Here is an 18,727-nt window from a genome sequence, read left to right as displayed (position 1 = left end):
AGCTGGTACGCGAAACATCTTTAATCGAGTGACGACTATGGATGTAGAAAAAGCCATCGCGCTGGTCTCCGCGGCAGGCATTGAACTGACCGACCGCCGCCGGAACAGCAACGACGACGGATGGTCCGTCAGCTTCGCGAACGGAGCCGCGCTCGAAGTGCACGATAGCGGGAAGTTGTCGGCCTCTGGCAACGGCGCTGACGCTGTCGCCAAGCTGCTCGCTCTTCGGGTCGAGTCCGGAAACAGTTAGATCTTAATTGGGGCCTGGCGCAGGCTTCGGCACCCGCGTGAGCTGCGCTGCCGTGGAGGCCTTACTGGGCTTTTGTCGGACTGTAGCCATCTGTCAGCGTGTTCAGGAACGCTACGACATCATCTATCTCGGCAGAGGTCAGCGCCGGCTTGTCACCGGGGCGGCGATCGAAGGGCGGGTCCATGTTGACGTTCGCCTTTGCCCCCTCCGGCAGGTCGTCGTATTTGTCGACGCCGCCGTTGGCCCGATACGCATACCAGCGCCCCGGATCCATCTCCCGTTCCACATAGAACTCCACGGCCTGGCGAAGTGAATGGAAGACGCCGTTGTGGAAGAAGGTCTGGCGCAGTGCGACGTTGCGCAGCGTCGGCGTGCGGAACAGACCGCAATACTCCTTGCGGCCGGCAAAGTCAGTGCGCAGCGGGCCGCACAGGCCAAGATCGAAATAACGCGGATCCCTGTTGGCGGGAATATCCGGATTGCGCGGCACGCCGAGCGCGATCAGGCCGTAATCGGTGAACTGCGGCGGCGTGCCGTCGTTGCCTCGCTGGCTGACATGGCACGAGGAGCAATTGCCCTTGTCGGGCGCCTCGAACAGATCGCGTCCCCTCGCCTCCTGAGCGGTCAGCGTCGTCTGCCCGGCCAGTACGGCGTCGAACTTGCTCGAATAAGGATAGAAGGTCTGATAATCCTGCTCGAAGACCTCGATGGCCTTGAGCGCGGTGTCATAGACGGTCCGGGGATCGTCTTGCCGGTCCGGGCCGGCTATGGCGGCGATCTTTTTGTCGTATCCTGCCGCGAGCAGCCGCCGGGCGATCTCCGCCTCGTCCTTGTTGCCCATCTCAAAACCGGACAGCAGCGGAATTTTGGCCTGTTCCCGGCCACGGTCTGCGCGCCCATCCCAGGTCAGGCCGCCAGTCGGCCCGTTGTCGATACTCTCGTCGGCGTCGTCTTCCGATTCGAAGAAATGCTCGGTGAAGGGCGGTACGGCCTGCAGGTACTTGAGCGACGGAACCGCCCTGACGCCGGGCTGATGCATATCGCCGCCACCGAGCTGGACTGCGAGGGCATTCCGTGGACCGAAGGCATGGTCCGGGTCATGGCAGGAGGCGCACGCGATCTTGCCTGAACCCGACAGCGAAGGATCGAAAAACAACGCCCGCCCGAGCTCACCCAGCGCCTCCACTTGTCGGCGGGCCTGGGCGCGCGTGAACTCCTGTCCGGCGGCGGCGGATGTGGGCGAAACTTCGACGGAAGCGCCGGCTGCAAGCACCGTTGCCATCAAGACAAACAGCAGCATCCGAGCCCGGCGCTCTCCTCTTATGCCGTAAAGAAATTTTGTGATTACCTTCATTATTCGGCGTGTCTTCGACGGCTTTGCAAGGCATGATGGCGCAAGCATCGGTAGATATCAATAAACAGATATGAACGAGGACACCATGCGGTCGACATTGATCCTGACAGCTTCAACAGTCGGCCTTGTCGTCGGCTCCCTCACCTCCGCGCGAGCCGCGGGGCCTGGTAACGACGCCGATCTGAAGGCGATCGACACGGTCGTCGTGATCTATGCCGAGAACCGGAGCTTCGACAATCTTTACGGAAATTTTCCGGGTGCCAACGGGCTTCAGAATGCCTCCATCAACGCGCTCGTCCAGCTCGATCGCGACAACACGCCTCTGGCTGAGTTGCCGCCCGTTTGGGACGGTTTGACCGCCAAGGGTATAGTACCGCCGGTCACGCAAGCGCAGACCGAGCATCTCGCAAACCACCCCTTTTGGGTCGACGATCCCGTTGGTTTCAACCAACCGCTCGGGACGATCACCCACGATCTCTGGCATCGCTTCTACCAAAACCAGATGCAGATCGACGGCGGCAGGAACAATAAGTTCGTCGCATATGCCGATTCCGGCGCCATGGTAATGGGCCTGTGGGACGGTTCGAAGACAGCCATGTGGACGGTCGCGCAGAAATATACGCTTGCCGATAATTTCTTCATGGGTGGCTTCGGAGGCTCGTTCTTCAATCACCAATGGCTGGTCTGCGCCTGCGCGCCCTACTATGCAAACGCGGACACCAATCCGGCTAAGCCGTCGATCGCAGTTGTGGAGCCGGATGGCGTCACACTGAAAATCGCGGATAACTCGCCGAGATCGGCACTCGACGGCATCCCCAAATTCGCCGGCGACGGCAACCTTACACCCGACTCTACGCCGTAAACACCATGCAGCCGCCCTACCAACCGAGCGGGAATGCGCCGGTCGCCGGTTCCGATCCGACCAGCGCCGATCCCACCAAACCGACGACACTGCCGCCGCAGACGGAGCCGACGATCGGCGACCTCCTCAGCCTAAAGCATATCAACTGGGCCTGGTATGGCGGCGCCTGGCAGGACGTTCTCGACCATGGCAACAAGACCCCGGTTCCTAACTTCCAATACCACCACCAGCCTTTCAATTATTATGCGAACTTCGCGCCAGGAACGGCGGCGCGCGCTCAACATCTGCGTGACGGAGGGTTGGGTGGTGCCGAATTCATCAAGCAGATCGATGCCGGTGCACTACCCGCGGTCTCATTCTACAAACCGCAGGGTGATCTGAACGAGCACTCCGGCTACGCCGACATTCTGGCAGGCGACAAACACATCGCCGACGTTGTCGCCCATCTCGAAAAAAGCCCCCAATGGCCGCACATGATCGTCGTCGTCACCTATGACGAGAATGGCGGGCTTTGGGACCATGTCGCGCCACCGAAGGCCGACCGCTGGGGCCCCGGATCGCGCATTCCCGCCATTGTCATCTCGCCGTTCGCGCGCCGCGGCTTCGTCGACCACACGCCGATGGACACGACCTCGATCCTGCGCTTCATTACGCGCCGGTTCGAGCTTCCGACGCTGCACGGCATTACGGTGCGAGACAGCGCCGTAGCCTCCTACGGCGAATTACCCCTTGGGGACCTTACAAGCGCGCTCGATCTGACAGCGCATTGAGAGGGCATTCGCCACAGCTAACCCGCTGCCCTTGTCACGCGACCGTACAGCTATAGGAGATTTGGATGTATTTGATCGCCTACCCTTCTGCAGTCCGCTCCTATTCCCAGTGAGAACCGTAGATACCGGCCCCGGCCCCTCAGATGACAAGGTGCTGAATCAAGTATAGCGTCGCCGTTTTGATAGACGGTGCATTTTGGGCTAAGACAATCCATCCGTTTGGCGCGCCCCTCGACTGCGTTGGCGTGCACTCGGTCGATGTCAATCAGCCTCGTACGATCGTTCGCAGGTCTTTTAGAACTGCTGCTGGGACGCCCGGCACTTAACGGAGGCGGAGCGTGCGAGCAGCGACGGGCAAGGCAATCGCGGCACTGTCGAAGGTCTCGACGCATTTCCGCGTCGCTTTCGCCTACCGCGTGCCATTCATCGCCACGCACCTCGTAGTCCGACTGGTCACGTCCGCGCTGCTGATACCATTGATCGGACTGCTTCTCGGCACTGTCGTCGCCTTTTCCGGCCGCAGCGCCATGACCGATCAGGACATCGCCCGGCTCCTGCTGACGCCTTTCGGCGCTCTAGCGGCCGCGGCCGCCCTCAGCCTCGGCATCGCCGCCGCGGCGCTGGACGTCACGTTGATGATGTACACGCTGGCGGTTCGAGAGCGGCATGCCTTTCCCGCGATCCGGCGGGGGCTTGGCTTCGTCGTTCCGCGTTTTCCACGGCTGATGCGCTTCGGCCTGGGGCTTCTCCTGCGCGTTCTCGCCATTGCCCTGCCCTTCGGCCTGGCGATGGCTGCCACCGCTTATTGGCTACTGCGCGACTACGACATCAACTACTACCTCACCTATCATCCGCCGCAGGCCTTGTTCGCCGCCGCCATCATCGCAGTTTTGGCGACGCTCATGGGCCTGGTCATGCTGTCATTTCTGACCCGCTGGGGCTTCGCCCTGCAACTCGTCGTGGGGCTGGGCGTCGCGCCAAGGACCGCCTTCAAAGAGAGCGCCGCGCTGCTTCAAGGGCGCAAGTTGAGCCTGTTGTGGCAGATCGTCGTCCTGATCACATTCCGATTTGGCATGGCCGCCGCCATCGCCGCGCTATTTGGTGCCATGATCGGTGGAGTTCCTTCGCTTATGGGCGACAGTCTACGGGGGATAGCTGCGATGACTTTCTTCCTGCTGCTGGTCTGGTGGCTGATGAATACCGTCGTATCGGCGCTAGCGAACGGTGCCCTGGCGCGGCTCCTGCTGACGGAGTTCTCGGAGGCGTCCGGGCAGGAAGGTCTTCCCTCGACCGCGACGGCCGATGCCGGCCCCCGACTGCCGCTTTGGGTCATTCTTGTAGCCACGTCGGCCTGCGTCACAGCGGGACTGTTCGTGACGGATGGTTTGCTCGCGCGAATAGGTTCGCCACGCACCGTCGAGATCATCGCGCACCGTGGTGCGGCAGGAATACGACCTGAAAACACCATGGCGGCCGTTCTCAAGGCGATCGACGACGGCGCCGACTGGGTGGAGATCGACGTGCAGGAGACCGCGGATGGCGAAGTCATCGTCGCCCATGACAGCGACTTCATGAAGTCGGCGGGTGTCGACCTGAAGATCTGGAACGCGACGATGAGCGATATCGCCGGCATCGACATCGGTAGCTCGTTCGACCCCGCCTACGCGGGCGAGCGGACGCCCACCCTGCACGACGTGCTCATGGCCGCGCGCGGAAGGTCGAAGGTGATGATCGAACTGAAGTACTACGGGCACAATGTCGACCTGGAGAACAAGGTCGCCCGGATCGTCGAAGAGACGGGAATGACTGACAATATCTCCGTGATCTCGCTCAAATTGCCGATGGTCGAGAAAATGCAGGAACTGCGACCGGGATGGCGTACCGGGATTCTGGCCGCCAGAGCCATCGGCGACCTTTCGAAGCTCGACGCCGACTTCATCGCGGTAAACACCGGACAGGCCTCCGTCGGTTTGGTGAAGCGGAGCGCCGCGAAAGGAAAGAAGCTCTACGTCTGGACGGTGGACGAGCCTGTGACGATGTCGCGGATGATCTCGATGGGAGTGGACGGGCTTATCACCAACCAGCCCGCGTTGGCGCGACAGGTGATGGCGCAGCGAAATGCCCTCTCCTTGCCCGAGCGGCTGCTTCTGTGGGTGGCAGACAGCTTCGGCCTCGGCAGCTTCCGTCTCGTTGGAAACGAACAGGATGCCTGAGCGCTGAGCATCAAGACATCGACCAATGACGTCAATGTCGACCTCGTCGGCCTCGACCGCCGTCAGTTCGAGGTGAAGTTCGGCATCGAATTTTTGACGTTGCCAACGAAAGCTGCGCTTGGCCGGCGTTCAATCAGTATTTCGCGTCCACCAGAATTCTCTCTGCGACCCGCCACTTCCGTCGTTGATGATTCATCTTCATACGGCGCACGCCGATAGCGCGATGTGAAGATATGCGGAATGACAATGCGTGCTAATCTCATTTCAGTCCGGTGTGATCGATGACGGAGTTTGAACTGGCTTCGCTGAGCCGGTTCAAACTCGCAGAGTTTTACGCGGCTTGGGCCACGTCGTCGGTGTGACTAATTTGTGTTCCTAGTACCTTCAAGCATTCCCTGATAAATGCTGCGAGCGCCGTCCAGCCCTTCGCCGACACCATGGTGCCATCAACATAGGCTTCGGTTGGTGAGAGGTCGACGTAGGTGCCACCAGCCAGAGTTACTTCCGGCTCGCAAGCCCCGAGCGCGCCCACCTTCTTACCACGCACCACGCCGTCGACTGCTATCAAGATCTGAACGCCGTGGCAGATGGTAAAGATCGGCTTCTGCTTCTCATGGAAATGGCGGACGATGGCTTGCACGCGCTTGTCGGTCCGGATGTACTCAGGGCCACGACCGCCTGCCGCATAGACCGCATGATATTGATCGAGCTGCGCCTCTGCCTCCGAGAAGGTCTTATTGATCGTGAAGAAATGACCGAGCTTCTCGGTGTAGGTCTGATCGCCTTCGAAGTCGTGAAGCGATGTCTTGATGAGGTCGCCTGCCTTCTTGTCAGGGCAGATGACGTGCACAGTGTGTCCAACGGCTTCCATCGCCTGTTGATAGACGAAAATCTCGTATTCTTCGGTGAACTCACCGGTCAGCATCAGTATCTTCTTGCCTGGCATAATCTACTCCTCTTTGCTTCATGTGGCGGGGCGGCGCACGCCGCCCCGAACTAAGTGAAATGTTAGAATGGCGAATCGGGGAAGTAGTATTCCTTTGCGTTCTCCTTGGTGATCAGCGGCGCGTCGAGTTTGACCGTCCCGCGCACTGGCGCTTGTCCGATGAGGTTGGCGACGGTCATGTAGATCGCCGTCTTGATCATCGCCGGGGGATAAGGTGTTTCGACAGGCGTCATCTTGTCACCATCAATGACCTTTTTGACGATGTCTTTCATGCCATTGCCGCCGAGGGCTAGCTTGATATCCTTGCGCCCCGATTCCTTGACCGCTTCAAGGACGCCGAGGAGCATGTCGTCATCGTTGGCCCACACAGCATCAATTTTCGGGTACTTCGCCAGATAATCCTGCATAAGCTTGAACGCTTCGTCGCTGTTCCAGTGTGCATACTGGATGTCGAGTACCTTAAGGTCGGTACCCTTGATCGCGTCCTCAAAGCCTTTGATGCGCTCGTCGTCAATCACCGTCGGAATACCGCGCAGAACCACAAGATTGCCCTTGCCGCCAAGCTGGTCGATCATGAACTTTGCAGTGTTGCGTCCAACGGCGATGTTGTCGCCAGCAAGGTACAGGTCTTGGATAGAGGGGTCGTTGAGACCACGATCGACGACAGTGATGAACGTGCCGGCATCCTTAACCGCCTTCACAGGAGTCGTCAGCTCCTCCGAAGTGTAAGGCAGGATAACCAAGGCATCGAGCTTGCGTCCTGCCGAAAGATCCTCCAAGGCGCTGACCTGGGCCGTTGCCGACGGCGACGTCTTGACGATGACTTCGACGTTCGGGAATGCGGCGTTGATTTCCTTGGCTGCTGCTTGTGCGTGGTAGACGATACCGGCCGTCCAGCCATGATCGGCTGCTGGTATCGAAACCGCGACGACTTTTTTGTCGGCAGCAATCGCGTGGCCGCCGATAAGCAAACTACTTACGGCCGCAGCCGCAATCCATTTATTACTGAACATTCATTCCTCCCAGAATTGGACCCAAAATCATGAACTCATGCGGTCCTGACACGAGTTATTTCGAGAACCTTTGAATAAGCATGGCGATGATGATGATTACGCCTTGGACGCCCGATACGAGGTACTCGGAGACGAAGTCCGAGAGCACCATCAGGTTGGCGATGAGTTCGAGGATGACCGCGCCTGCCACCGTGCCGCAGACATGGCCCTTGCCGCCGCGAAGAGCAGTGCCGCCAATGACCACCGCGGTAATGACCTGCAATTCCCAAAGAACGCCTGTCGTCGGCGTAGCGGCTCCCAGGCGCGGCACGTAGCATATGGCGGCGATCGCGACGCAGGCACCTTGGATCGCATAGGCAATCGTGCGTGTTTTGACGATCGAGATGCCGGAATACCGGGCAACGTCCTCATTCGCGCCGACAGCAGCGCATTTCCGGCCGTATTTCATCTTGTAGAGAATGAAGGAAGCCACTGCAGCGACGGCGATCGAGATCAAGATCGGCACCGGGATTCCTCCCCAGGTACCGAAGTAAACCGGCCGGTAAGCGTCGCGCAGGCTGCGGTCGATCGGGATTGTCCCGCCATCGGACATGTAGGTGATAAGAGCCCTGAAGATCCCCATTGTGCCGAGCGTAGCGATGAATGGCTCTATCTTGCCGATGGTAACGATCAGGCCGTTCATGAGGCCGCAAAGCGTCCCGGCAAAAACCGCCACGACCATTCCGGCAGGAATTGCCGAGACGCCCCACTCCGGCGCCATCCTGTTCATGAACATGATGGTGATCCCCGTGATGAACGCGGCCATCGATCCGACGGAAAGATCCAGTCCTCCCGAGGAAATCACGAATGTCGCGCCGACGGCGATGATGGCGATAAACGCGCTACGGGTAACGACGTTGCTGAGATTCGTCGCCGAGAGAAAATCTGGATTGATCGCAAATCCGATCACCATCAATACAAAAAGCGCGACGAACGGCCCGACGTCAGTCCAGTGGATGTACCATTCCCGTTCCTGCTTGACCGCCGCTGAACCCGTGATTACCGTCATCGTCTTCCTCCCTCGCTGCTTCCCACAGCGGCGTCAGTCGTCGCCAGAAGCGCGACATTGTGTTCCGTCATCTCATCACCCGAGACCTCGCCGGCAATGCGCCCCTCGCGCATCACCAGGATCCGATCGCAGATGCCGATCAATTCCTGCATTTCAGAGGAAATGACGATGCACGTCCTTCCTTCCGCCACGAGCCTTTGGATGAAGACGTAAATCTGCGCCTTATTGGCGATGTCGATGCCGCGCGTGGGCTCATCAATGACCACGACTGAGGGAGTGGTGAGCAGGACCTTGGCGAGCAGAAGCTTCTGCTGATTACCGCCGGAAAGCTGTCCCGCTTTCACGCCCAGGCTCTTGAGCCGGATGTCGTACTCTTCAACCGCTTCAGTCAGAGCCGCCTGTTCACGCCGGCGGCGCATCATTATTCCCGGATGAAAGCGCTCCAATGCCGAGAGCGTCAGGTTCGGGGCCAGCCGCTCCTGAAGCAGAAGACCTTTCCCTTTTCGATCCTCCGTGAGGTAACCGACACCGGCGTCGATCGCAGCGCGGGGGGAATGGATGTTGATCGGCCTGCCCTCGAGTTCGACCGTACCCGTGGCCCGACGAAGCCCCATGATGCCTTCGAAAAGTTCCGTGCGGCCTGAGCCGATCATCCCGGCGAAACCCAGTATCTCTGACTTGCGCGCCTGGAAAGAGACGTCCTTGGCGAAACCCGGAACCGACAGATTGCGAACTGTCAGCATTGGTTCGCCGGTGGCCCTGACGCTTTTTTCAGGATAAAGCGATGCAAGATCGCGTCCGACCATGAGCCGTGCCATATCCATCTGGCTGAGAGTGCCGCCAGGATACGTTCCGATCATCTTGCCGTCGCGCAGCACCGTGACCTTGTCGGCCAGCCGCTGCACCTCATCGAGGCGATGGCTGATGTAGAGCACCGCAGCTCCTTGCTCCTTCAACTGCAGGATAATTCCGAGCAGTCGTTCAACCTCGTCCCCTGTGAGGACGGCGGTCGGCTCGTCGAAAATGACGAGTTTGTAGTCGTCAAGGAGTGCGCGGGCGATCTGAACGAGCTGGCGATCGGCAAGTGAGATATTGCGCACGAGCGCGTTCGGCGACACCAGGCAGCCGAGTTCCGCGAGCTTCTCGGTCGCAAGGCGCCGCATGGTCCGATCGTCGACGACGCGGTGACGCAGCAGCTCGCGGCCAAGAAACAGGTTCTCAGCGACGGTGAGTGCGTCAGCAAGCAGGATTTCCTGATGAACGAGAACGATTCCGGCGTCCTGAGCCTGCTGCGGCTTGGCAAACCTCACCTGGCAGCCGTCCATGGAAAGCGTGCCGCCACTTGGCTCGGCATAGCCTGACAGAAGCCGCATGAATGTCGACTTGCCCGCACCGTTCTCACCAATGATTGCGTGGATCTCACCAGGCAAAATGTCGAGTGTTACCTCTGAAAGTACCGTCACGGGGCCATATTGCTTGGAAAGACTTTCGGCCCGAAGGACTGGATCGCGAATCTTTTCGTCGACTTGCGCCACGGCTATCCTTCCCATTCTCTCGATACTCGCGACGTGGGACATTGACCGGTCCTCAGTCGAAGGCCGGCAGAAGCCGGTCGCGCGAATGCTCAAGATGGACCCGCATTGCCTTCTCGGCTGCCGACGCGTCGCCGGCTGCGAACGCTGCAAGGAGAGCTTCGTGCTCGTCCAGCGCTTCCTCGGTCACGCGTGAATGGAACATAAGACGGAAGATGTGGAAGTGGGTGTGCTGGTGGTTGAGCGTTTCGCGGATGAGTTCGTTGCCCGCGAACTCGAGGATCCTGTCATGAAACACGGCATCCTGCCTCGCGAAGGTCGAATAGCGCAGACGTTCGTCGCCGCCCTCGCGGCGGCCCATCACACCCGCCACCTCCCGCAGGACGGCCAGCTTTTGTTCATCCATTGCTAGCGCCGCCCTGGCAGCACTGTCAGGCTCGAGAAGCAGGCGAAGCTGATAGAGTTCATCAAACCGGCGCCGTGCGATTTGCGGGGCCGCGCTGTAGCCGATGAGATGGGTCTTGACGACGAGCCCTTCGCCCTCGAGACGGCCGAGCGCCTCTCTGATTGGCGTCTGCGACACGTTTAACTCACGGACGAGGTTATCGACCGTAATCCGCGATCCAGGCGCAATCTTGAGAGACATCAGTTGCGCGAAGATGGCCTCGTACACGCTCCCCGCCAGACTGCTGGATCTCTGGATAAAGCCGCTCGTATCGGGGGCATCTTTGGCCACGGGGGGATTTCGATCGAACATATTTTTGCCTCTTGACATGACCAATCGCTAACATGATGCTCCGCGATATGCAATCCCATATCCTATAGGATTTTATATTGGAGCGGATGTGAAGGTCACGAAGGACGAAGCAAGACGATTGGCGATAACGCTTCTGGAAGAGCGGAATGCGGTTTCAACGCATGCGGCGCTCCAAGCCGAGGTGCTCGTCGAAGCCGAGCTCAAAGGCCACCCTTCTCATGGTCTCCAGCGCCTCCCCCGGATCCTGACAAGAATCGAGCGTGGTCTTGCCGATCCACGAACAGAGGGCGTAGCGACATGGCGGTCGTCGGCCTTTTTAGAAGTGGATGGCCTTAGAGGGCTCGGACCGGTCGTGGCGGTCGCCGCTTTGAGGCGTATAGCGGAACGAGCGGCGTCAAGCGGCGTTGCGGTCGCCGGCATCCGCAATTCAAATCACATCGGTATGCTTGCCCATTACGTCGAACATCTCGCGAGCAAAGGGCAGATTGGGCTGGCCATGTCTTCGAGCGAAGCGTTGGTGCATCCCTACCGTGGCGCACGTGCATTGCTTGGAACCAATCCCGTGGCGATTGCCGTTCCAACCGCAGGACGGCCAATGGTCGTCGATCTCGCGACAGGGCTCGTCTCCATGGGCAAGATCCATCATCATGCGGCGAACGGATTGCCAATCCCGGTCGGCTGGGCCCGTGATGAGACCGGAATGCCAACCATCGATGCATCCGCAGCGATGAAGGGTTCGCTTGCCCCCTTCGGAGACGCAAAGGGATACGCTCTCGGTTTGGCGGTTGAGTTACTTGTAGCATCGATCGCTGGATCGGCGTTCGCCCCGAACATCCGGGGAACCCTCGACTCCGAAGCCGTTTGCAACAAGGGAGACGTGCTGATCGCGATCGATGTCGGTTCCCAGCCCGAGTTATTAGCTCGTTGCAGCGCCTATCTAGATCTTGTCCGGACTTCGCAGCCGGCCGATCACACCCACCCCGTCACTATCCCTGGCGATGGCGCTTCTGCGCGTCGGGACCGAGCCCTCTCAGACGGCTTCGAAGTAGCGCCCAGGCTCTGGGACGAACTGAACGCGCTTAGTCTTCTCAGCAAATCGCTTGTCAAAGGACACGGACAATGACCCTCTTTGCCGCCATTCGGCTTCCACAGGAAATTCTGTTTGGCAAAGGCCAGCGCCATGCCTTGCCGATCGTCGCAGGGAAGCTTGGGAAACGCGCGTTGATCTGTACCGACGAACGGTTTGCCGCGACGATCGTGTTCTCCGAGATCGTCAAGGCCCTTGAGGCAGCTTCCATTAACGTGCTGATTTACGACGGCGTCCAGCCTGACGTTCCACGCGATACAGTCTCGGTATGCGTCGAAGGTGCGCGCGGTTTCGATCCAGAGATGGTCATCGGCATCGGTGGCGGGAGTTGCCTGGATATGGCAAAGTGCGCGGCCCTCCTCCTCAGCCATGAGGGGCGGTTGCAGGACTACTACGGCGAATACAAGGTCCCAGGGCCAACCCTTCCGGTGATCGCCGTGCCAACGACGGCCGGCACAGGTTCCGAGGTGACCCCGGTCGCGGTAATCTCGGATTCCGACCGCACGTTGAAGGTAGGAATTTCCAGTCCCTATCTCATCGCGACCGCGGCAATCTGCGATCCGGAACTAACGATGACCTGCCCACCCGGACTGACTGCAGTCGCCGGTGCCGACGCTCTGACCCACGCTATCGAAGCCTTCACAGCGGCGCGCCGGGAACCCGATCCCCTCCTGGCTCAAAAGCACGTTTTCATTGGCAAGAGCACGTTGACCGATCATTTTGCTCTGTTGGCCATCAAGCTTCTTGGCCGGAGCTTGGAGAAGGCCTGCAAGGATGGTGCCGACGAGGACGCGCGGGCCGAGGTGATGATGGGGGCTCTCGCCGCTGGCTGCGCTTTTGGGACAGCGGGAACTGCCGCGGCTCACGCTGTCCAATATCCCGCGGGCGCTCTCACCCACACCGCTCATGGCCTCGGGGTCGCGACCATGATGCCCTACGTCATGAACTACAATCGGTCCGTCTCGGCAGCCGAGATGGCCGAGATCGCCTCGGCCCTCGGCCTAGACAGCTCGGCACGGAGCAGTGAAGAGATGGCCGAGGCCGCGATTGAAGAAATTCGCAGACTTTTCGCTTCAATCGGTATCACGCCAACTCTCGCCGATCTCGGGCTCTCCGCCGACAAGCTCGACTGGACTGCCGAACAGGCCTTGGGCATCGACAGACTGATCAAGAACAATCCTAGACCGTTCGACCTCGACGCCATGAAGCGTCTTGTGCGCGCAGCGTACGACGGCGACCTCGCCGCTTCCGCCATTTAATCATCGAGGAAATGACATGACGATTGCCCAGCAGACACCTCAGGCTGACCCCCAACTACCCGACATCCAGGCTGCTGCCCGCGGTCTGTACATTAATGGAAGCTGGCGACAGTCGAGCTCTGGGTTACAGATAGAAGTCATTGATCCGTCTACCGGCGCTCTTCTTGCTACAGTACCGGATGCGACTATCAAGGACGCCCGTGCGAGTGTCGATGCTGCGTCCACTGCAGCTCCCGCCTGGCGCGCTACACCTCCCCGCAGACGCTCCGAAATCCTGCGTCGCTGTTTCGAACTGATGGTCGAACGCTCGGAAATGCTGGCGACTTTGATATCGATGGAAAACGGCAAAGCCATGCGCGACGCGCGCGGCGAGGTCGCCTACGCCGCCGAGTTTTTCCGCTGGAACGCTGAAGAAGCGGTTCGTATCACTGGTGAGTTCGGTCTCGCGCCGTCTGGTACCAATCGAATTATTGTTGACTATCAGCCGATCGGCATCTGCCTGCTGATCACACCATGGAATTTCCCGGCAGCCATGGCTACTCGCAAGATTGCCCCCGCATTGGCCGCTGGGTGCACAGTGATCCTCAAGCCGGCCAGCGAAACCCCGCTGACGGCCTATGCTCTCGCCGCAATTTATGAGGAGGCAGGGGTACCGCCTGGCGTCGTCAATGTTCTGACGACGAGCACTCCTGGTCCAATCGCTGCCGAAGTATTGGCAGATCCCCGCGTCCGGAAGCTTTCTTTCACGGGCTCCACAGGCGTCGGACGTCTGCTGCTTGCCGAGGCAGCCAAACATGTCGTTTCCTGTGCGATGGAATTGGGGGGTAACGCTCCTTTCCTCGTGTTCGACGACGCGGACTTGGAGGCGGCGCTCGAGGGGGCGATGATCGCCAAGATGCGCAACGCCGGGGAAGCCTGCACCGCCGCCAACCGGTTCTACGTTCAGTCAGGAATTTATGATGCTTTCGCGGACGGACTGACGAAGCGGATGGCCGCCTTGAAAGTGGGGGCAGGCGTTGACGCTCAGACCGACTGTGGACCGATGATCACGCGGAAGGCGGTCGAGAAGATCAGCCGGCTGGTCGAGGATTCGAAGAAAAAAGGTGCCCGCGTTCTTTGTGGGGGCGAGATGCCCGCGGAAGCCGGCTTCTTCTACCCACCCACGGTTCTTGCTGACGTGCCAGCCAACTCCGAAATGGCCCACGAAGAAATCTTCGGACCGGTTGCGCCTCTCTACCGGTTTGACAGCGAAGAAGAGGCCATCAGCCGGGCGAACGACACCGAGTATGGTCTAGCCGCCTACGTGTACACGCGCGACCTTGCCCGTGGACTGCGCGTCTCCGCCGGGCTCGAGGCCGGGATGATCGCCTTGAACCGTGGGCTGATGTCCGATCCGGCAGCGCCTTTCGGCGGCGTCAAACAGAGCGGTCTTGGGCGTGAAGGTGGCCAGCACCATGGCATTGCCGAATTTATGGAAGCAAAATATATCGCGACCAGTTTCTGAACCGGAGGAAAGATTCTTGGAGACGGACCCATTCCGCATCCGCGGCCACGTCGCAGACTTCGATGCGATCGTGGCAGAGATCGTCGAAGCGAGCGCTAGGACGCGGGATAGGTTGCCGATGGTGCCAAACGTGCCCTACGGAGAATCTGCTAGCGAAACGGTGGACATCTTCTTCCCGGAGGGCAGCCGCCAAAACCTGCCGGTCCACATGTTCATCCACGGCGGCTATTGGCGGATGTTCTCAAAAAAGGATTACTCCTATGTTGCCGACACCGTCACACGTGCTGGAGCAATCGCGGTCATCGTCGATTACGCGTTGATGCCTGGTGTCCGGATGGATGTGCTCGTCGACCAGGTACGGGCTGCGAAGAGATGGGTGTTGGAACGCATATCATCTTACGGCGGCGATCCAGCATGCCTTTCCATCAGTGGCCACTCCGCTGGCGCTCATCTCGCGAGCTTCCTGTTTCACAGGGGTGATACCAAATCGGATGTCGGGGCGGCTCTGCTTCTCAGCGGCATCTTCGACCTGGAACCCCTGCAGAAATCGTTCCTCCAAGCTGAAATCGCCATCACCGATGAAGAAGTCGCAGCATTTTCGCCGCTCACTCATACCCACGATGAAAGCTGCCACGTTGTTGTCGCTGTAGGCGCTGACGAGACGCCTCCTTTCCATCGACAGGCAAACGAATTTGCCAGTTCTCTGGAGAAACAGGGACTCACGGTCGTGAGAAGAGCGATCGGGCGGGCCAATCATATGAGCAGCGTCAGGGACCTCGGTATCGCAGGAACCGCCACAGCGGAGCTCCTCTCCGACGTCATAGCACGCAGTCTGTGAAAGGGGTTTGAGCCGCGGCCAACAATGACAGAACTTTGGAAGTGCCGCGCCAGACCAGTTCACCGCCCTTGCCAAAACTGCGACCAATCTATCCGGAAACTCACGAAGGACCGGGCTCGATCCGCAAAATCTGATAAGGCGTTGAGGCTGATGCCTCGACGCCGAATGGATCCGGACGTCTCAAGCCGCATGCCACACCTGAGCCTAGATCAGGGCACGTTGGGCCAAGTTTCGCGTTAGGTGTGACGTACCAAAGATCCATGGATCGCAATGTGTCGAGAGCTTGACGGTATTTGTGAGAGACCCGAGCTTGTCATTTGAAATCGTTACGACGTCGTTGAGTTTGTGCGTGAAACCCTGGCCTGGTTCATCTCGGTCTTCTGTTGGGGCAAAGAGAGTACCCATGAAAAGCATGAATCCGTCGGGATATTGATGGTGCTTACCGATCGTCTGGGAGACTAGATCCAAAGGATCCCGACTTATCTCTTTCATGCTGCTCCGGCCCTGAAGTTCAAAGCCATCCTCACCCCGCACAATAAGGGAAAGCTCGGCCGCTCGCACGTCCTCTATTGTGTAGCCATCGTCAAACAACCGAATGAAGGGGCCGATCGAGCACGACGCGTTGTTGTCTTTCGCCTTACCAAGCAGAAGCGCTGATCGTCCTTCCACGTCCCGAAGATTAACGTCGTTGCCAAGGGTGGCGCCTCGGACGATACCGGCAGAATTTACGGCAAGCACAACTTCAGGCTCAGGATTCGACCAATTCGAAATGGGGTGCAGACCAACGTTTGCCCCATGCCCCACCGATGACATCACCTGAGATTTTGTGAAAACCTCTGCGTCGGGGCCGATTCCGACTTCGAGGTACTGAGACCAGACCCCCTCCTTAATCAACACCTCTCTGACCTTTGCTGCCTCGTCCGAGCCGGCCTTGAGATTGTGAAGACTCTCACCGATCGCCGCGGCCACCTTTTTACGAATTGCGGCAGCACGATCTGGATTCCCGGCGGCTCTCTCCTCGATGACCCGTTCGATCATTGATCGTGCGAAGGTAACGCCGCAAGCCTTGATCGCTTGAAGATCGCAAGGTGCTAATAGGTGGGCTTCCTCGAGTGACCTGTTACTCTTCGAGCTGAGAATGTCGGAAATAGCGCCAATGGCGCGACCGCTAGAGCTACGCACGAACAACGTCGGATTCTCCAACTCTAACAGATCGCGGACGGTGGGCACCTTCCTGGCGTGATATCGATGACGTGGCCATCTCTAACAGTGACGACACAAGGTCCTTTAACTAGTGGGTTCCAGATCCGGCCCACAAACACGCCCGATGAAAATATAGAATAGTCCATTTTATCCTCAATTGTTGGCATTCGGTGCGAACGCGCCTCGCATCTCCCGGCAGTCGGACCAGTGCCTAGCTCGCACATCTCATCGCGAGTATCTCCAAACCGTGAGCCTCGGACGACGTCGGAACTCCGTTTGCAGTGCCTGATCCAAAATTCTCGGGTCACGGCATGCACCTCACAGGTTAGCTTGGGTAGAGCAGTGGCTTATCCGCGCGGGCACATCTCTCAATTTTATGCCCCCTACCTGCACGGCGGGCCAGTCGGTGTCGGATTTCTAACCCGTTTTGTCAGAAAGCCATGTTGTAATCGCTTGGGGTGGCGACCGCGTCCCGAGCGAACGAGGTCGCCAGAGCCGCCGTTGCTATTCCCTTACCCCGCTCCCACCGTTTCTATGCCAAATTCACTGACGCCGCGTTTATGTGGCAACACCGGCCGCAGAGCTGCTGTCTTTGCCGCCGGCAGCATTAGTGCCGCCTTTGCTACCGGTGTTGCTTTGAGCAAAGGCGCGACATAGAAAAAGCCAACAATGAAACTGACAAAATCTTAAACAGCATGTTTTTACTCCTGGTTGGGTAACGAGGACAACCAATAGGCCGGAGACATGTTCCAGAAAACACGGCGAAGTAAAAAGGCCCCGCCAAAGTGGAGAATAACCGCGAAGCAGGCGGATCGAAGAAGTCAGTTCCAACTGCCGGCCACCCAAATGAACCTTTTCAAACCCCGCTTTTACGCCTTCCGGGTCATATCACGTAACGGCACGCAGAGATAACTTCACAGATGTTAGGAACTGGGGACTGAGGCCACCGATGCGGGCGTAGATGAAATCGTATCGGTGGCTTTTTCTATGTGATGCCGCGTCATCTGGGTTCAGATGTATGCTGGGCGACGTGATCCCCGCTTTCAATGCCAAAGCCACCCCGCCCTTCGAGATTAGACTTCACTTAGCTGTCACGCGCCAGATCGTGTTGCCGACATCGTCGGCAATAAGAAGGGCACCGTCCTTGGCGACGGCAAGGCCGACAGGTCTACCTCGTGCCTCGCCTTTCTCATTCAGGAAGCCGGTCACCACGTCCTGGGGATCGCCGTTCGGGCGTCCGTCTTTAAAGGGCACAAAGATGACCTTGTAGCCGTTGAACGTATCTCGGTTCCAGCTCCCATGTTCGCCGACAAAAGCRCCACCTCGATAAGACTCGGGAAGATTGTCTGCGTTATAGAAGACCATGCCGAGCGGGGCTACGTGAGCACTTAGGGCATAATCGGGAACGATCGCCTTGGCGACCAGGTCGGGTCGGGGTGGCATAACCCGCGGATCAACGTTCTGGCCGAAATAGCTGTAAGGCCATCCGTAGAAACCGCCGTCCTTCACCGAGGTCATGTAGTCGGGCACGAGGTTGGGGCCAAGCTCGTCMCGCTCGTTGACGACCGTCCACAAGGCATTGGTCTTCGGCTCGAAGCTCAATCCATTCGGATTGCGCAGGCCATCCGCATAAAYGCGATGGCGRCCGGTGGCTCGATCCACCTCCCAGATAGCCGCGCGGTYCTTTTCGGCCYGGATTCCGTTTTCCGTGATGTTGCTGTTGGACCCTACRCCCACATAGAGGAGGTTGCCGTCGCCGCTGGCAACGAGGCTCTTAGTCCAGTGATGATCGATMGGCCCGCCTGGCAGAGGCGTGAAGACGGTTCCRGGATCGCTGATTGTCGTTTCGCCGGGCGYGTACGAGAATTTGCGGATCGCATCGGTGTCGGCGACATAGAAATCGGTTCCCACCAGCGCCACGCCGAAGGGCGAGTTCAGGTGGTCGAGGAAGGTCTCCTGCACCTCCGCGACGCCATCACCGTCGGCGTCGCGAAGAAGGGTTATTTTGTTGCTGTCTTCATTGCCAGAGCCTCCGGATGTCGTCAGCGATTCCATCCATCCCATGATGAGATCCTTGGGTCGCTTGATCGC

General features: G+C 59.0%; 13 protein-coding genes and 2 pseudogenes. 7 read left to right on the top strand and 8 right to left on the bottom strand.

The window, feature by feature from the left end; translation table 11 throughout:
* Window positions 1-37 precede the first annotated feature (37 nt).
* Window positions 38-250: a hypothetical protein gene (locus AB4048_RS24660; protein ID WP_442204629.1), complete on the top strand. Its 213-nt coding sequence runs from the start codon at window positions 38-40 to the stop codon at window positions 248-250.
* Window positions 251-311: 61 nt separating this feature from the next.
* Here AB4048_RS24660 and AB4048_RS24655 read toward each other — a convergent pair whose 3' ends face one another.
* Complete coding sequence (locus AB4048_RS24655; protein WP_442204628.1) at window positions 312-1,550, bottom strand: cytochrome-c peroxidase; 1,239 nt, start codon at window positions 1,548-1,550, stop codon at window positions 312-314.
* Window positions 1,551-1,689: 139 nt separating this feature from the next.
* Here AB4048_RS24655 and AB4048_RS24650 point away from each other — a divergent pair.
* Window positions 1,690-3,236 (top strand): annotated as a pseudogene (locus AB4048_RS24650) (acid phosphatase).
* Window positions 3,237-3,574: 338 nt separating this feature from the next.
* Window positions 3,575-5,449 (top strand): glycerophosphodiester phosphodiesterase family protein, encoded by a 1,875-nt coding sequence (locus AB4048_RS24645; protein ID WP_442204627.1) that lies wholly within the window; start codon window positions 3,575-3,577, stop codon window positions 5,447-5,449.
* 331 nt (window positions 5,450-5,780) lie between these two features.
* On the opposite strand, the gene AB4048_RS24640 is transcribed toward AB4048_RS24645, so the two are convergent.
* The 5 genes from AB4048_RS24640 to AB4048_RS24620 form a co-directional block, all read right to left on the bottom strand.
* Window positions 5,781-6,395, bottom strand: coding sequence for a DJ-1/PfpI family protein (locus AB4048_RS24640; protein WP_442204626.1), 615 nt, complete (start codon window positions 6,393-6,395; stop codon window positions 5,781-5,783).
* Window positions 6,396-6,457: 62 nt separating this feature from the next.
* A complete protein-coding gene (locus tag AB4048_RS24635; protein WP_442204625.1) occupies window positions 6,458-7,408 on the bottom strand; it encodes a substrate-binding domain-containing protein in 951 nt (316 codons plus the stop codon).
* A gap of 55 nt (window positions 7,409-7,463) precedes the next feature.
* A complete protein-coding gene (locus AB4048_RS24630) occupies window positions 7,464-8,456 on the bottom strand; it encodes an ABC transporter permease (protein WP_442204624.1) in 993 nt (330 codons plus the stop codon).
* Window positions 8,453-10,006 carry a sugar ABC transporter ATP-binding protein gene (locus AB4048_RS24625; protein ID WP_442204648.1) on the bottom strand — a complete coding sequence of 518 codons (1,554 nt, stop codon included), beginning with the start codon at window positions 10,004-10,006 and terminating at the stop codon, window positions 8,453-8,455. The genes AB4048_RS24630 and AB4048_RS24625 overlap by 4 nt, the downstream gene beginning before the upstream one ends.
* A 37-nt stretch (window positions 10,007-10,043) precedes the next feature.
* Window positions 10,044-10,745, bottom strand: coding sequence for a GntR family transcriptional regulator (locus AB4048_RS24620; RefSeq protein ID WP_442204623.1), 702 nt, complete (start codon window positions 10,743-10,745; stop codon window positions 10,044-10,046).
* An 88-nt stretch (window positions 10,746-10,833) separates the two neighbouring features.
* On the opposite strand from AB4048_RS24620, the gene AB4048_RS24615 reads away from it, so the two are divergent.
* From AB4048_RS24615 to AB4048_RS24600, 4 genes are read left to right on the top strand one after another with little or no spacing between them, the layout of a single operon-like run.
* The gene (locus AB4048_RS24615) at window positions 10,834-11,868 is read left to right on the top strand and encodes an Ldh family oxidoreductase (protein ID WP_442204622.1); all 1,035 of its coding nucleotides are present in this window, start codon (window positions 10,834-10,836) and stop codon (window positions 11,866-11,868) included.
* Window positions 11,865-13,091: an iron-containing alcohol dehydrogenase gene (locus AB4048_RS24610; RefSeq protein ID WP_442204621.1), complete on the top strand. Its 1,227-nt coding sequence runs from the start codon at window positions 11,865-11,867 to the stop codon at window positions 13,089-13,091. The genes AB4048_RS24615 and AB4048_RS24610 overlap by 4 nt, the downstream gene beginning before the upstream one ends.
* A gap of 16 nt (window positions 13,092-13,107) precedes the next feature.
* Window positions 13,108-14,595, top strand: a complete 1,488-nt coding sequence (locus AB4048_RS24605) for an NAD-dependent succinate-semialdehyde dehydrogenase (protein ID WP_442204620.1) — start codon at window positions 13,108-13,110, stop codon at window positions 14,593-14,595.
* 16 nt (window positions 14,596-14,611) lie between these two features.
* The gene (locus AB4048_RS24600) at window positions 14,612-15,433 is read left to right on the top strand and encodes an alpha/beta hydrolase (RefSeq protein WP_442204619.1); all 822 of its coding nucleotides are present in this window, start codon (window positions 14,612-14,614) and stop codon (window positions 15,431-15,433) included.
* A gap of 204 nt (window positions 15,434-15,637) precedes the next feature.
* On the opposite strand, the pseudogene AB4048_RS24595 reads toward AB4048_RS24600, so the two are convergent.
* Both AB4048_RS24595 and AB4048_RS24590 read right to left on the bottom strand, forming a co-directional pair.
* A pseudogene (locus AB4048_RS24595) lies at window positions 15,638-16,782 on the bottom strand (fumarylacetoacetate hydrolase family protein).
* Window positions 16,783-17,716: 934 nt separating this feature from the next.
* Window positions 17,717-18,727 (bottom strand): PQQ-dependent sugar dehydrogenase (locus AB4048_RS24590; protein WP_442204618.1); only part of this gene is annotated, 1,011 nt, incomplete at its 5' end.

Source organism: Rhizobium sp. RAF56, from assembly GCF_052113965.1.
Classification (GTDB): Bacteria; Pseudomonadota; Alphaproteobacteria; order Rhizobiales; family Rhizobiaceae; genus Rhizobium.
Note: the sequence above shows the minus strand (reverse complement) of the source record. Positions and strands in the feature narration are given on the sequence as shown.